The organism is Oscillospiraceae bacterium (assembly GCA_015068525.1).
In the GTDB taxonomy this organism is placed as follows: Bacteria; Bacillota; Clostridia; order UMGS1840; family HGM11507; genus SIG450.
Genome location: SVKJ01000006.1, coordinates 60,445 through 77,519, shown reverse-complemented (window position 1 = coordinate 77,519; position 17,075 = coordinate 60,445). Strand labels below are relative to the sequence as shown.

Here is a 17,075-nt window from a genome sequence, read left to right as displayed (position 1 = left end):
GCCTAATTTTTAAGTGATTGTAAAGGTGCGGGAATTCTTCCCCCTCTGTTTACAAATTCATTTGATGAATATTTACTTACATTCATAACAGGTCCATACCCTAAAAGGCCACCGAAGTTTACCATATCCCCAACGTTTTTTCCGACTGCAGGGATTACTCTTACAGCAGTTGTTTTGGAATTTACCATACCAATTGCCGCTTCGTCTGCTATAATTGCAGAAATTGTTTCAGCCGAAGTATCGCCAGGAACAACTATCATATCAAGACCTACTGAACAAACACAGGTCATAGCCTCTAATTTTTCTAAGGATAGTGCACCGCATTTAACTGCTTCTATCATTCCTGCATCTTCGCTCACGGGAATAAATGCCCCTGAAAGACCTCCCACATGCGAACTTGCAAAAACTCCACCCTTTTTAACTGCATCGTTTAAAAGAGCAAGTGCAGCAGTTGTGCCGTGAGTTCCGCATCTTTCAAGCCCCATTTCCTCTAATATATGGGCAACACTGTCCCCCACTGCAGGGGTTGGTGCTAAAGATAAGTCAACTATACCAAATGGTACATTAAGACGCTTTGAGGCTTCTCTTGCTACCATCTGCCCCATTCTTGTTATTTTAAATGCAGTTTTCTTTATAGTGTCAGAAACTACTGCAAAATCTTCGCCCTTAACTTTCTCAAGTGCAGATTTAACAACACCTGGTCCGCTTACTCCGACATTTATGACGCACTCAGGTTCTCCCACTCCTAAAAATGCACCTGCCATAAACGGATTATCTTCGGGAGCATTACAGAATACAACCAATTTTGATGCACCGATAGAGTCTTTATCTTTAGTTCTTTCGGCTAAGTCTTTTACAACTGTTCCCATTTCTCTTACTGCGTCCATATTTATTCCTGCTTTAGTTGTGCCGACATTAACCGAAGAACATACTTTATTTGTTTCTGCTATTGCTTCGCCTATTGAGTTTATTAAAATCTTGTCCCCTTTTGTATAGCCTTTGTGAACAAGGGCAGAAAAACCTCCTATAAAGTCAACGCCTGTATCTTGTGCCACTTTATCAAGCATTTTTGCATAAGGAACATAACTTTTCGCATCGGAAGATGCTGCAACTATAGAAATAGGTGTTACGGAAATTCTTTTGTTTATAATAGGTATTCCCATTTCTTTAGATATATTTTCCCCTGTTTTAACCAAATCTTTTGCAAGGTACATTATTTTATCGTAAATTTTTGTGATTGATTTTTTATGGTCCTCTGAAGCACAGTCAAGAAGAGAAATCCCCATAGTAATCGTTCTTATATCAAGATTCTCTTTTTCAATCATATTTAAAGTTTCAATTACTTCTTTTCCTGAAATCATTTTTGACACCTCTAAATTCTATGCATTTCGTTGAATATATCTTCTAAACATATAGTTACTTTAACGCCCATTTCGTTTCCTGATTTTTCAAGTTTTTCTGAAAGTAAAGAAAAATCCAAACCTGAATTTGAAATATCTGTCATCATTACCATAGTAAAAATATCTCCCATAATTGTCTGGGATATATCTAATATATTAATATTACTTTCACTTAATATACCACTTATATTGTGGATAATACCTACCTTGTCTTTTCCTATAACTGTTATTACTGCTTTTTTCATTCTCTTTTCCTCCTTAATCTTAAAAGCAACTATAATCTGTCTGCCTTTGAAAAATACTGATAAAGGTCGCATTTTATCATACCGTTATACAGTTTTCTCTTTTTGGTTGCTCTTTTTCCTATTAATGTTTCAAATTTTTCATTAGGTGTTATAACGAATAAGTTCCATCCGTTTAACGATTTATATACTCTTCCTAAATCTTTTATTATTTTTTCACTTGTCCTTATATCTAAAAGCCTTTCGCCATAAGGTGGATTACATACGATAGTTCCGCCGGTTTCTTCACTTTTAAACTCTGCTACAGGAAGTCTTTTTACTAAAATAACATCATTTACTCTTGCAAGTTTTGCATTATTTATAGTTAAATCCACACAATCATAATCTATATCCGATGCAATAACTTTGAGGTTAGTTTTTCTTATCTGAGATAATGCCTCCTCTTTTGCATCTTTTAAGTATTTTTTATCCATTTGTTTAAAACTTTCAAATGCAAAATGACGGTTAAGACCCGGTGCAATATTTTTTGCTATCATTGCCGCTTCAATCGGGATTGTACCCGAACCGCAAAACGGGTCACAAAACAAACCATTATAACTGAATCTGCTCATTTTAACTATCGCAGCAGCAATAGTTTCTTTTAAAGGTGCCATATTGGAACGCCTTCGGTATCCTCTTTTATGAAGATTATCTCCTGATGTTTCAATCATAAGGGTTACCTTATCTTTTATAATTGAAAATTCAATTTTATATAAACTTCCGCTCTCAGAAAACCAGTTTATTTTATAACTTTTAGTTAATGATTCAACAATTCCCTTTTTTATTATTGCCTGACAGTCTCTTATACTGAAAAGTTTCGATTTGTGAGAAAACCCGTTAACAGGAAACTCACTGTCTTTATAAAGCCACTGAGACCAGTCTAAACTTTTTGTTTTTTCAAAAAGTTCATCGAAAGTATATGCATTAAATTCGCCTACTTTAATAAAAACTCTTTCGGCACATCTTAGCCACATATTCGCTCTTGCAACAGCCTCAAAATCACCGTAAAATGTAATTCTTCCGTCTGTTACCTCCTTGGTTTCATATCCCAAATCCCTTATTTCTTTTGCTACCACTGATTCTAAGCCGAACATTGTAGTTACAACTATATCAAACTTGTCCATTTATTTACCATACTCCATCATATTATAATACTGTAAGTCTTTTAAAACCTTTACTTTCTCACTCTCACTATCACTTAGTTCATAGGAAAATTTATTTTTTTTCATATAAAAATGAGGAGAAAAAACATTTATATCCTGTTTAAGATTATATATGTATTCATAGTACGGAGGCATTTTTACATTCATATATCTTAAAAGTTCTGTTGCAAGATAACTTGAAGATATAGTCTGCCTTTTTCCTCTTAAAACACTTTTTCCTTTTTCTAACATATCTTTCTTAAAAGCACTGTTTGAAAAAATAAGATATGGCGTTTTATATTTTCTGTATACGGAACTTTCAGTACCACTTGTTATATCATAACCTATTAAATCATATATTTTAAGTTCAGAATCCATATATGGCAAGTGGTCGCCAAAGAACACAACAACTGTCGGTTTGTCAATAGAATCAATATATTCTTTTATAGTTTTTAAAAAATCATCTGCATCTTTTAAACCCTGAACATAATTATCAACTGTATAGTATTCGGAATCAGTCATAGAGTCAATACGTTTTGTTATGTCTTCTTTTTCGGTATCATAAGTCATATACGGTCCATGATTCTGAATGGTAACGGTAAAATTAAAATAACCTTTATCATAGTTAGTTTCAAGATGTTTTGAATAATCGTTAATAATCATTTTTGCCGCTTCCGAGTCGTTTGCGTAGTAATTCGTCATAGAAGGTTTATAATCCAAATCCTCTATAAATATTGTACGGTTAAATCCCAACGCATTGTAAGCAACTCCCCTGTTATAAAACCATTTAAAACCGGGATGCATTGCGACTGTATCAAACCCCTCATCTTTAAAATGACGGACAAGAGAATATGCTTTCTTAGTCAGAAATGTTTTATAAGGAACAGGCATTCCTTTGTCAATTAAAGAAATATTTACTCCTGTTAAAAACTCAAACTCTGCTGATGACGTGTTCCCTGCAAATCCAGGTACGATAATATCGCCATAAATCCCCTCTTTCTTAAGTTGGGTATAAGTAGGAAGAGGGTTTTTGTTAAACTTAATATTTTTTGCTTCTCTTATATCAAAAAACGCTTCACTCATTACAGCAATTACGTTTGGATAACTTTCATCGGTTTTTTTAACATCAAGCAGTGCTTTAACATTCTCTTTATCGTAACCGTCAGGCTTTTGATATTTTGTTCTTCCTATCCCGTTTACCATCGAATAGAAAAATCCATGCCCGTTAACAACATCTACTTCGCTGAATTCATTTGAGAAAAATGTGACAGAGTCATAAATTTTTGTGTTTAAGTAAAAGTAATTACAGGAAAAATATGAAACTAAAAGTGTTATAATAATTCCTAAGAGTCTATATGTAATTTTTATCTTTTCGTTTTTTAAATACTTAAATGCAAAAACACATAAAAGTATTAAACATAATGTAATTAAAACAACTTTAATACTAATCGGTATGGTATAATTACCAAGCATCCCTGTTGCTTCTTTTCCTAAAATCAAATCGCTTGCTTTTAATGGTACACTTAAAAAATGAATTTTATAGTGATTTACTATTAAAAAAAGTTGGGTAATTACACTCATTATGATAAAACTTATGTGAAACTTCCCTGTTAAAAATACTAAAAATGAAATTACAATAAAAAACAAGGATGAGTTTATGATAAGTATAATCGGATTAAAAGCATCTAAAAATGACGTTATACCACTTATACCTATATGCATAAAAGTCTGCATTAAAGATAAAATAAGTGAAAATATAAATATATGTAAAAAAGTTTGTCTTAAATTAAGTATCTTTTTTTCTATCTTTAGTTTCATTTTAAAATCCTTCTTAAATTGTTAAGGTACTGATAGTCCCGTCGTTATAAGTGATATCCCTTGTTCCGTCTATTAATGGTCTTGCATATTCATAGAATTTTTCGGTAACAAAAAATCCGTCATCGGTAATCATATCAAGAGGAACTGATTTTTCAAAATTTGCAACTTTATCAGTATCAAAAGGTGCATATTCTATCTGGTAATCTTCAGTATCTTTTCTTACATAGCCTATCATAACTCCTGTATATCCTTTAAGAGCATATTTAACACTTTCCTTGCCTACATTAAAAGATTCGTCAATATCAGTCTTGGAACCTGCAACTGAAAAGCATCTTTGAAGAGTACTAAGTTCAATTGATCTTGTTTTCCATTTAAGCCTGTCCTTTAATATAAGCTCTAAAGTTTTTCCTGCTCCACCTAACTGAGCATGATTAAATCCATCATTCGATTCTCTTAAATTTGCACTTGAATCGCAGATGAGTTCGCCTTTTTCGTTTTTAATTCCCTCAGATATTGCGATAATAACATGTTTCTTTTTTGAAATGATTTCTTCAATTTTTGCAACAAATTTATCAATATCAAAACTTACCTCAGGTAAGCATATAATATCACAAAATGTATGATTTTCATCGTTTGCAAGTGCTGCAGCGGCAGTAAGCCAACCTGCATTTCTTCCCATAATCTCCAAAATTGTAATGGACTCCATATCATAAACCCTGTTATCGTGGGCAACCTGTTTTACAGTATTTGCTACAAAACGGGCAGCTGAGCCGTAACCGGGAGTATGGTCGGTAAGAGCCAAGTCGTTATCAATAGTTTTAGGAACACCGATTATTTTAACATCAAGGTCTTTTTCGCTAAAGTACTTTGAAAGTTTATTAACTGTATCCATTGAATCGTTTCCGCCTATGTAAAAGAAATAGCCTATATCATATTTTTTAAATACTTCGTAAATCTTTTCATAGATACTTTCATCTTTTTTTATTTCCGGAAGTTTTTTTCTGCATGAGCCAAGATATGCTGAAGGAGTCTGCTTTAAAAGTTCTATCTTTTCTTCATCCGAAAAGTATGATAAATCTATAAGATTTTCTTTTATAATACCTTCAACACCGTATCTTGTACCGTAAACTTTTTCTATACTACTTGATTTAAGCCCTTCTGATATAACACCTGCAAGTGAAGCGTTTATAGCAGCAGTCGGACCACCTGACTGACCTACAAGCAAATTTTTTCCCATATTTTTCCCCTCCGTAATTTTCTTTTACAACCTTTCAATTATCTCATTAACCGCTATAGCACCATCGTTTTGTGCAGTAACAACCTGTCTTAATTTTTTATCGACTACATCTCCTGCTCCATAAACCATTTTAAGATTAGTTTCAAGATTTTTATTAGTTTTAATATATCCACCCTCTGTAAGTTCAACCTGTCCTTTGAAAATTTCGGTTTCAGGTTCGTTGCCTATTGCAATAAAAAGTCCATCAATAAGAAGTTCTTTGTTATCTTTTAAGACTATGCTTTCTAATTTTTCATTTCCTTTTATTTTGGTTATTTCATTATTTGTTATAATTTCTATTTTTTCATTCTTTTTAATTTTATCAAGGGTAGTTTTTGCACCCCTGAATGTATCTCTTCTATGAATAAGATACACTTTTTTTGAAAAATTCGCAAGATAAAGTGCATCGTCAAGAGCTGTATTACCACCGCCATTAACAGCAACAATCTTGTCCTTATAAAAAGCACCGTCACATGTTGCGCAATAAGAAACTCCGAGACCTATATATTCTTCTTCACCCAAAATTCCTAATTTTCTCGGTCTTGCTCCTGTTGCAATTATAACAGAACGGGCAAGAATTTCTTCTTTTCTTAAATTTATCTTTTTAATTTCCCCTGTTAAATCACAGGACACAACATTTTTGTTTTTCATTTCAACTTCTAATTCTTTTAACTGATTTATGAATTTATCCGATAGGTCATAGCCTGATATTCCCGGAAGTCCGGGATAATTATCTACCTTATGAGAATTAACAATCTGACCGCCAAAAAAATTCTTTTCAAGTATAACCACGCTAAGACCTGCTCTTTTGGCATAAAGTCCTGCCGTCATTCCTGCCGGTCCTCCGCCAATTACTGCAATATCGTACATATTAACCTCCGATTTTATAATTGTCATCTGTTAAATTGAAATCTTTTATTCCGCTTGATAAAATAACAGTATTATCTTTTTTTACCATTATACATTCCAAATCTTCGTTTTGCTCTATAAGTTTTAGCCCCTCATCTGCTCCCATAACAACAAGCGCTGTAGCATAAGCGTCTGCAATCATTGAATTTTCACATATTACAGAAGCACTTATAACATCGCTATCTGAGGGATAACCTGTATGCGGATTTATAATATGATGATAAAGTTTACCTTCATATGTAAAATTTCTTTCATAAATTCCTGATGTTACAATTGATTTATCTTTAAGTTGTATATATCCTATAGAATCAGTTTCTTTCTTGTTCGGGTCTTTTATTCCTATTTTAAAAGAACTGTTTTTCCCATTAGCACTTCCTATAACTTTTATATTTCCTCCTGCGTCAACCAGTGCGTTTTTTATTCCGTTATTTTTTAGTAAATCAATTACTGAGTCTGCTATATAACCTTTTGCCAGAGATGACACATCAATTTTAGCATTGTTAAGTAAAGTTACTTTACAGCCTGAAATTTTTATATTTTCGGCTCCTATAAGGCTTTTTGCCTCTTTAATCGCATCTAAAGACGGAACTTTTTTATTTTTATAATTCCATATTTCAGATAACGGATAAATTGTTAAATCATAGTTTCCAAAAGTCTTATTTGTTATTTCAATACCTGAAAGAATAACACTTTTAAGTTCATCGCTTACTGTAAGTTCTCCTTTTTCATTAAGGATACAGGTTTCGGAACTTTCGTTAAAGTTTGAAAGAATTTTTTCAAGCCTTAGTATTTCGTTATAAGCCTTGTTTACTATATCAGAGTCTGCCCCTTTATCATATACAACTATTCTTATTTGTGTATCAAGGGCATATCCTATTTTTTCATAAGGTTTACTTAAGTTAGTAGAATTTCCCCATAAAATTCCAATAAAAATAATGATCAGGAATATAAAAATTAAACTTTTTTTCATAATTATTCGTCGGTCTTCGGTTTTGTATTTTTTGTTGAACTATTTTTCCCCGAAGTATTTTTACTTGTTTCTTTTGTTTCTTCCTTGTCAGTTGTTTTATCGTCTTCATTATCCTCTTCTTTACCTGATTCTTTTTCTTCATCTTTTGGTTTAGAAGAAGCATTTTTCAGTTGACTCTCTAAGTTTGAAACTTTTGATGTCAGATTCTGATTGGTTTTAACTAAGCTTTTATTTTCATCGGATAAACTTTCATACATTGATTTATATCTTTCAACCTGTTCGGTTAAATCAATAATCTTCTGATCTTTATCCTCATTATCTTTAAGCCCCTCTGTTATTGCCTCATATTCTTCCATATCTGAAACAAAAACAAGTTTATTGGAATTTATAATAATAAGTGCAGAAGCAGAAAAAGATATAAAAAACAAAGTAAGAAGTACTAAGATAAATACCCGCCCATATTTTTGCTGTTTAGTTTTTTTCTCCATTTTTTAAAGTTCCTTTCTAAAATTCTATCAAAGATTCTTTTTCGACATTCCATATAAATGATTTTATATTACAGGAATTTAAGTTTAAAGATTTTTTCAGTGCCTTTTTATAAAGACTTATCTGAGGTTCATATTCCTTTTTTATTATTTCATCTGATTCTTTGGAATACTTATAGTCAACAAGATAAATATCCCCCTTATTATCAACAAAGAAACAGTCTATTATTCCCTGCACAATTATCATATCAGTTGATTTATCCCCTAAATCCTTATATATTTCATTTGCAGGAATTTTAACTAAAAATTCTTTTTCTCTTTCTACAGTCTTTGCCCTTAACATTTTAATTCCGATATAGGAATCAAAAAATGCTTCCGCTTTTTTTAAATCATAATGAGTAAGTTTATCTTTTATATAATTATTTTGTGATATAAAATCTAAAATTACCTTCATTTTGTTATCAGTGTTTCTAAGAAGGTCCAAATCTATATTTTCAAATACATAATGTATTAAAGTACCTCTTTCTCTTGCACTGATTGATGCCTCTTTACGAAAATCAGGTACATAGATTGAATCAGCAGGATTAAAGTCATAGTCTGTATCGTCATCCTGAAGCATCTTCCTTGCTTCAGTTACCGAAATTTTCTTGGGAATGTTTTTAAAGCAAGATGAATAAGTATAAAGATATTTTTCGTCCATTAATTCTTTTTGCTCTTTAGATATTTTCATATCTTTTATAGAATAATTATATTCTTCCTCTTTGGTTTTTAAACTTAAGTCGTCATATACATAAATTTTTATCATCCCGTCATTTAAACTTAACCATTCACCATCTGTATATATACCATCATCATTTTTATTTTTCTCTTTTAAAAGTGAAGGAAGAGTCATGTCAAAATATGAATTCATACTTTTAAAATCAGTATATGTAACGGTATCGCCATTCATTACACCTACGTTTAAAAACTTAGTAAACCATTCTGCCTTTGAAGGCTTTTTAACGCACCCTGTCATAATAAGTTTATATTGTGCACGGGTTAAGGCAACATATAATATTCTCTCTTCTTCCAAAAGAAGTTCCTTTAATTCTTCTTCGCATATAATATTTTTATAAATGGACGGATATTTAAACTGCCCCTCGTAATCAACATAAGTATAGCCTATCCCCAGTTTTGAACTTAAAACTATATCCGAATTAAAATCAAGTTTATTAAACTGCTTATTCATTCCGGAGAGTATGACAACAGGAAACTCTAATCCTTTACTGCTATGAATAGACATAACCTTAACAGTATCCTTACTGTCATCTATTTTAGGGTTTGCAATTTTAGTTTTTCCTGATACGATTTTATCTATATAGTTAATAAAAGAATAAAGCCCTTTATATTCATTTTCTTCAAACGTTGATGCTATATCAATAAGCCTTTCCAAATTTTCCTTTCTTTTATGGCCGCCTATATACCCCGTCTGATATTCAACATAGAAAGTATCTTCATAAATTTTTGTAATGAGAGTTTTTAAATCGTATTTTTTGGAAAAATCTCTTAAAAATTCAATATATGAGATAACTTTTTTATCCTTTTTGTCTTCTGATTTTTTATGAAGTTCATAAAAAGGCGCTTTTTTACTTAAAAGCCTTAGCCTTAAAAGGTCATCATCCGAATATAAAAATATATTTCTGAGAGCCGCTATATAGGAAATATCATCATAAGGATTATCAATTATTTTAAGTAAAGATATAAAACTTTTTATTTCCGCAGTATCAAAAAACTGGGTTTTATCCTCATAGGAAACAGGGATATTATATTTTGTAAGTTCTTTTAAAAGACCGAACGACTTTTCATTAAAACTTCTAAGAAGTATAGTAATATCCGAATATTTTAAAGAACGCCCTTTTATTTTTATATCCTTATCCTCTATTAACTTATTTATTGAATCTGCAATTATCTTTGCTTCTTTTTCGAAATCTTCGTCTTCGTCCGACTTATCAGTAAGGGCAATCTTAACATCACAGGACATTTTTAATTTGTCAACATCTGAAAAGTCACCTTTTGCAATAAGTTTCGCACTTTTATAATCAATTCCTGAAAGTTCCTTACTCATTATAAAAGAGAAAATCATATTAACTGCATCGACAATATTCTGATGGCATCTGTAATTAGCATTAAGATTAACAACTTCCCCCGTTTTACATTGGTTATAGTCATCCATTCTTTCCAGGAATAAATCAGGGTTAGCATGTCTGAAACGGTAAATACTCTGCTTGATATCGCCAACAGTAAACAAGTTATTTTCCTTTTTTAAAAGGGTAAAAATTGCTTCCTGAACATCGTTAGTATCCTGATATTCGTCAACCAAGATTTCCTCAAAACTATCCCTTAAGTGCCAAAATTCTTCTTTTAATTTTCCATCAACGCTTAGCAGTGAAATTGTCAGATGCTCCAAGTCATTAAAGTCAAGATAACCTGACTGATATTTTTCTTCTTTGAACTTTTCGTCAAACAAAAGCACAATTTCAAACAATTTATTTATTATACCATATTCTTTGGAATTTTTCAAATTTATTTCAATTATTTCATTTGAATAATGTTCATTAATTTTTCCTACTGCTTTTTTTACAGAATTTCGCACTTCCTGGCAAAGTTCAGTATAAATTGACTTTTTAGTAGAAGGAAGTTTTGTAAACTCAATCTTTCCTATATGGGAAATAAGTTCTTTTAAGCCACTGATTTTAAGTGCTTTTTCAAAGTATAGCCTTTCCTCTTTTAAAAGGTCATAGTATCCTGCCATATCCTGATTGTTTTCTATATAGGAAATAGCGTAAGAATACTTATCGTAAGATGATTTCATAACATTCTTTAAGTATTCTTCTAAGGAATATGCATAATTTGATTTATAAAAATCACTTTTTCCTGAAATTAAATCAAGGTTTTTATAAACCCATTTTCTGTAATCGGGAATACTTACTAAAAAATTATATATCATAATAATTAATGAAGTTATTTTACTGTCGCTGCTATTTTGCCCGAAACAATCTAAAAGTTTTATAAAATCCTCCTCGTTTTTTTCATAACAGTCGGATATAATCTCAGTTAAAATCTGATTCATCATAAGAGATTTTTCCGTTTCGTTTATAAGGGAAAAATCTTTAGGAACTTCCTTGCTTAGCATGTGCGAATATTTTTTTATTAAATCAAGGCAGAATGAATGAACTGTTGATATATTCGCTTTATCAACAAGTAAAAGTTGTTTTTTTAAATTTGCATTTTCAGGGTCTTTTTTTATGCATTCTTTTATTGCAGCCTTTATTTTTCTTTTCATTCCCTGTGCTGCAGCGTTTGTAAAAGTAACTATAAGCATTTTATCAACATCAATAGAGTCTTCAGTTATTTTTCTTATAATTCGTTCAACAAGCACAGCAGTTTTCCCTGAACCTGCCGCCGCAGAAACCATCAGGGAAGAATTTCTTAATTCAATTGCTTTTAATTGTTCATTACTGAATTTTATATCTGACATTTAATCTACTCCAAATATTTCGTCTCTTGACAATTTTTTAATATTTATCATTTCAAAATTATCACTGTCATACATACATATACTGCTGTACGGGCAATAATCACAAGAAGTACTTCTTGTTTCTTTTACTGGCAGTATCGGAAATTTACCATCAAAAATTTTCTTTCCTTTATCCTCAATATTTCCTCTTACATATTTTAAAAGCGTTTCAAATTCCTTTATACTCAAAGTGTTTTTATTTTTAGGAATTCCTTCTTTGTCAAGTTCTATATCCACTATTTCAGATATTTTGTTATCTTTTAAGTTTTTATCCATCGCTTCAGCAATAGAAGACGAATTAAGATAAAAACCTTTCATAGTAATTTTTTTTCTTATTTCCGCCTCAAATTTATCCGTATCAGTAGGCGATGCAATACTTATAAGAGGAGATTTTAAAGATAAATAGAGCATTCCGCCCGGTTTTATTTTATCTATTCTTTCAGTACCGATAGCAGTCATAAGATAGATGGCAAGTTGCATTTTAAGACCAAGCACTACTTCATAAAAATCAAGAGTTTTTTCTGAAGATTTATAATCTACTATTCTTATGTACTCATCGTCATCTTTTTTATATTTATCTACTCTGTCAATAACACCGTTTAAGATTATTTTTCTGCCGTTTCCTGCATCGAAAATAATACCCTGATTTTCGCTTTCCTCTTTTCCGAAATCAACCTCAAACCCAACTGTTTTAAAACTTCCCAAAATAAAATGTTTTCTAAGTAACATTATCGTTTTATATGCTGTTGCTTTAAGCCTTCTTCTGTATACCTCGCCTTTTATATCCGAAGCGAAAACTCCGTTTTCAGTTTCCTTTATCGAGTCGTTTATAATTTTGTCAAGTTTTTCGTTTATGTAACTATCCGTTACATCGGAAAAATCCTTGTTATCCTTCATTAAAACTTTAGAGAATTTTTCTAAAATAAGATGCATTACAGAACCTAAATTAGCACTGTTTATAGTAAATTCTTCGTTTTCTTTAGCGCGAAGAACATACTGAATAAAGTAAGAAAAACCACACTTATTGTATTTTTCCATATTGGTTGTGCTTACTCTTAAGGTATCCCCTATAAGTTTTTTAATATTCGAAGGACTTACACTTACATTTTTAAAATCAGGATTTTTTATCTTTAAAAGCGTATCTTTAATTATCTTTAAATATTCTTTATCATAGCAAAGGTATGCTATATTATCCTTTTCTTCCTCCATAGTTTTTTTAGAAAAAGATGTTAAAGTATCTTTAAGTAAGTTCCTTTTTGTAGAATAAAATGCTTTTTCATACTTCGCATCTATTTTAAACATTTCTTTTATTTCGTTTGCAAATTCGCTTGGTGTCTGCTCGGAGGCACCTTTTGAATAATCTGAAAAGGAAATATATAACTTTTCTTCAGGGGAAGTTATAATATCGTAAACTTTAAAATTTGATTCCATCATTTTAAGTTCACGGCTCATAGACAGTTCTATCCCCATATCTTTTAAAACTTTTCTTTCGTCCTCGTTTATTATTCCATCAGTAAAATCAAATGACGGCAATTTTCCTTCATTTGCCCCTAAAACATAAATATATTTATATGAATCGTTAAAAAATCCGGACGGTTCGGTTATAAATATACTGTCATAAAGTATGGGAACAGATGCGATATTCTTATTCTTAAGCCCTGAAATAATAATATTTTTATATTCCAGAAAGGAAACTAAAGAATCGGAAAGTATAAGTGTTGTTCTCTCCAGACTTTCCAAAATATAATTATAAACCTGAATAAGTTGTTTGCCTTTTACAAGATCTCCGTCTTTTTCATACTCCTTAGAATATTCTATAAGTGTTTTATCAATAGAAATATCTGTGAAAAATTCATAAAGTGCCAGAGAATAATCTTTAGAGGTTTTTGAATTTTCAATCTTTTCTTTAAGTTTTACTATAGGATATATTGCAGTATCATAAACTATTTTAAGACCTTCTTCATTATCAATCTTAAAATTAAAAGATTTCTTTTCTTCAAGTATTTCCAAAAATGGTTTTCCCATAAGCTGATATGCTCTTACACCGGTTTTTAAAATAAATCTTTCGAATTTATATATTAAATCAGGACAATTTTTAAAAAAGTATCCCGATTTTAAATACCCTAAAATAACATCCATTCTGTTACCTGACAAAACTATGTTAAACACATTGTTAAGAAGTGATGCAACAGGCATATCATAAACGGATTTTTTCTCATTTGAATAAAATGTAAGCCCGAATTTTTCAAGCGATTCTTTTATATATGGGCCATATTCTTTCATATCTGGAATAATGACAGCCATTTCGTTTAGACGCGCTTTATCTTCTTTTAGCGTTTTTATTATATATGACGCAAGAAGGTCACATTCTTTATTAATGCTCCTTGTTTTTTTAAGTATAATATGAGAAGGAGTTTTATCATAATTATTATCGTGGGAAAGTGAAAAATTATCTGCTAAAAATCTTATGTCGCAATTTTTAATGTAACTTTCTTTAAGCACTATCTCATCGCATTTTAAGCCTATAGAAGATGCCTCTTTTATAAGTTTCTTTTTTGTATTATGTACAGTATATGATAAATCTCCAAAGGTTTCGCATCTGCCGCTAATCTCTGAAAGCGTAATAAATACATTACTCTCATTTTGCAAAAACGCTTTAATCATATACAGTTCATCGCCTGTAAAACCTGTGAAAGAGTCGATATATATATTCTCTTTTAAAAAAAGTTTTTCGTTTATTATTTTATCCGAAGCAGTTTTTATAAGATTATCAAAATCCATATAAATATCTTTTATTTTTTCTTCGTATTCTTTATATATAAAACTTAAATCCTTGAGTTTGTCTTTAAGATTTTTATTTATTTTTTCATCTTCAGAAAGACTTGAAATCTTATCTTTGTCAATAAGATATTTTTTAAATTCCGAAATCTGAGCACCTATTTTTTCACACAGGGAAGAACTGCTCAGGGCATTCTTAAACGACAAAAGAGAATCTCTGTTATTTAAAAGGATTTTCTCTATAAGAAGGCTTTTTGTATCCTTATCAAGAAGTTTAACACGATTGAAATTTTCATCTTCTTTTAAAAGACTAAGTGCAAGTTTTTTGAAACTTAATATTTTTATATTAAAAGAACGCTCCTCGCCAAGTTTCTCCAGTACATTTTTCTCATAAAGAAACAAAGTTTGCTCAGGAACGATTAAAATACTATTTTTATTTTTTTTAAGTTCATTAAATACAAATTCGGTTTTACCCGTTTTTTTAGCACCTGATATAATTGTTAAGGGCATATTATTTACCTTCTTAATTTATTTTTTATTCTTCTTTCGTAAAAGGAAAAGAAAATGCTTAACGCATAATCGTATATATGAAGTATCAAAGCAGCAATAATTGACAGTATCTGCCATGACAATCTTTCGCTTAAAGTTACACCCATAATAAAGGATACTGTATAAATACCCAAAAATGAAACCAAAAGAAAAAGAACTGTTTTTATAATAAGCTCAATACTTAGTTTTCTTATTTTTTCGATATATCCTTTTAAAATCGGATAGTATCCGAAAAATCCAAAGTAATATAAAAGGCTTATCCTGTCAACAGGCAGTAAAAACGAAAGAAATGATACTGCAAAAAATGTTAAAAGTGAATACTTTGTTTTACCCTCTATATGCATTACACCAACAAAACAAGATGTCAATGTCAAAAAAGCAAAAGTATTAATACTTATAACTCCTGACAAAAATAAACATATTACGGAAAGGGCTGTACAAACTGAACCAAATGCTAACAACAATTTATAAGGTCCCCTCCCATACATTCGCATAAGCTATCTAAACACCACAGGTTAAGACAGCAGTCAAGTGAATTATCGTTAGAATAACCATTGTTATTCCCATAAGTTCTGTAAGTGTTTGCACGGGTCATAAACTGATTGTAATAAAAACGGTATTCCTGATTGTTAGGGTCCATTGAAACAGCAGTCTGGATATAGGTATAAGCCCTGTCCTGCCAGCCTCTTTTTATTGCACATAACCCTTTTAGGAAAAACCATTCGGCAGTCTTATTTGACATACCGTCTAAAGTAGTTTCCGCTTCTGCAACTCTACCCATATTTATCATATTACGGATATTTGAAAATTCACCTGTTCCTCCTGATGTATTAGAGTAGTTCCCGCTATAAGTATTTGTATTAGTCTTATGACCTTTTTTTAATATTTCATACGCTTCATTTATTTCCTTTAATTTTTCTTCTGCCAAGTCCGACAGAGGATTATTAACATACCTGTCCGGATGGTATTTTTTAACCAGTTCTTTATGCGCTTTATCTATAGTTTCCCAATCTGCATTAGATGGTACTCCCAAAACTTTATATGGATCCATATTTATTCTCCTTTCACTTTATCCTTTGCTTTTCTTAAGCCAAGATACACTATATTTTGCAGTATAGTTTTGTTCTTTTTAAAATCTATAAGTTCAAATGCTGAGGCAATACTTTCCAAAGTCAATGTAACAATAAGGTCATATTCTGAACATACTCGTTTTTTAAACTCTTTAGCATCTTCGTTATTATATGAATATTTTTTTATAAACGGATTATAGTTTTTGCTTTTTATATCTTTTTCTATATCATCCAGGGCATCAATAATATAAATAAATCTTCCAAGTTGATAGGAAAATTCTTTTAAAGCCCTATCTTCTCCGTCCTTTAAAAACACTTCGGATAAAAGCCTGCCAAAACAATCGGACACCTCATCAATATCAGCACAGTTTTCTTTTTCCTTTATGTTTAACTCCTCTAAGATTGTTTTAATTATCTCACATTTTTTCGGATATTTCTTTTTTGCTTTTTTAAAATATCCCTTAAAGAAAAGATAAGCAAAAAAACTTTTTATATTTTTATTATCAGATACATCATCTTTTAATTTAAAATATGTAACTATAATACTCATATAAGCACTGTAAGTAAGATAATCGTCACTTTTAAGAACAGGCCGTTTTGTCAAGGGATGAATAAAACAGTTTTCATATTTAATTTCTTCTTTGCCATCTGATAGCGAGGAAAGAACGAGTGCTAAAAAAGCAAAGTCATAATTTAAGCTAAGTCTTGCTCTTATAGAAAATTCTTCGCCCAGTTTTTTACACAAACCGCAATAATACGAACGATATATATTGTAATCTTTAACTTTAAGTTCGTCTTTATATATATTCACATACCCGAACACATAATCACCCAAAAAACA

General features: G+C 30.8%; 13 protein-coding genes. All 13 read right to left on the bottom strand.

The window, feature by feature from the left end; translation table 11 throughout:
* Positions 1-2 precede the first annotated feature (2 nt).
* Genes E7419_03320 through E7419_03260 form a run of 13 tightly spaced genes read right to left on the bottom strand, consistent with a single transcriptional unit; the run spans position 3 to position 17,045 of the window.
* A complete protein-coding gene (locus E7419_03320) occupies positions 3-1,361 on the bottom strand; it encodes a PFL family protein (protein ID MBE7014223.1) in 1,359 nt (452 codons plus the stop codon).
* 11 nt (positions 1,362-1,372) lie between these two features.
* On the bottom strand, positions 1,373-1,645 hold the full coding sequence (locus E7419_03315) for an ACT domain-containing protein (GenBank protein ID MBE7014222.1): 273 nt from the start codon (positions 1,643-1,645) through the stop codon (positions 1,373-1,375).
* Between the two features lie 29 nt (positions 1,646-1,674).
* Positions 1,675-2,805, bottom strand: coding sequence for a class I SAM-dependent RNA methyltransferase (locus E7419_03310; GenBank protein MBE7014221.1), 1,131 nt, complete (start codon positions 2,803-2,805; stop codon positions 1,675-1,677).
* Positions 2,806-4,641, bottom strand: coding sequence for a hypothetical protein (locus E7419_03305; protein ID MBE7014220.1), 1,836 nt, complete (start codon positions 4,639-4,641; stop codon positions 2,806-2,808).
* 13 nt (positions 4,642-4,654) lie between these two features.
* On the bottom strand, positions 4,655-5,878 hold the full coding sequence (locus tag E7419_03300) for a 6-phosphofructokinase (protein MBE7014219.1): 1,224 nt from the start codon (positions 5,876-5,878) through the stop codon (positions 4,655-4,657).
* 24 nt (positions 5,879-5,902) lie between these two features.
* The gene (trxB, locus tag E7419_03295; GenBank protein MBE7014218.1) at positions 5,903-6,787 is read right to left on the bottom strand and encodes a thioredoxin-disulfide reductase; all 885 of its coding nucleotides are present in this window, start codon (positions 6,785-6,787) and stop codon (positions 5,903-5,905) included.
* Position 6,788: 1 nt separating this feature from the next.
* Positions 6,789-7,796, bottom strand: coding sequence for an FAD:protein FMN transferase (locus E7419_03290; GenBank protein MBE7014217.1), 1,008 nt, complete (start codon positions 7,794-7,796; stop codon positions 6,789-6,791).
* 2 nt (positions 7,797-7,798) lie between these two features.
* Positions 7,799-8,284, bottom strand: a complete 486-nt coding sequence (locus E7419_03285; protein ID MBE7014216.1) for a hypothetical protein — start codon at positions 8,282-8,284, stop codon at positions 7,799-7,801.
* Between the two features lie 16 nt (positions 8,285-8,300).
* Complete coding sequence (addA, locus tag E7419_03280) at positions 8,301-11,798, bottom strand: helicase-exonuclease AddAB subunit AddA (GenBank protein MBE7014215.1); 3,498 nt, start codon at positions 11,796-11,798, stop codon at positions 8,301-8,303.
* Positions 11,799-15,125 carry a hypothetical protein gene (locus E7419_03275; protein MBE7014214.1) on the bottom strand — a complete coding sequence of 1,109 codons (3,327 nt, stop codon included), beginning with the start codon at positions 15,123-15,125 and terminating at the stop codon, positions 11,799-11,801.
* 5 nt (positions 15,126-15,130) lie between these two features.
* Positions 15,131-15,628 carry a hypothetical protein gene (locus E7419_03270; GenBank protein ID MBE7014213.1) on the bottom strand — a complete coding sequence of 166 codons (498 nt, stop codon included), beginning with the start codon at positions 15,626-15,628 and terminating at the stop codon, positions 15,131-15,133.
* Complete coding sequence (locus E7419_03265; GenBank protein ID MBE7014212.1) at positions 15,619-16,215, bottom strand: molecular chaperone DnaJ; 597 nt, start codon at positions 16,213-16,215, stop codon at positions 15,619-15,621. The genes E7419_03270 and E7419_03265 overlap by 10 nt, the downstream gene beginning before the upstream one ends.
* A gap of 2 nt (positions 16,216-16,217) precedes the next feature.
* Entirely contained in the window at positions 16,218-17,045 is an 828-nt protein-coding gene (locus E7419_03260) for a hypothetical protein (GenBank protein ID MBE7014211.1), read from the bottom strand.
* Positions 17,046-17,075 lie beyond the last annotated feature (30 nt).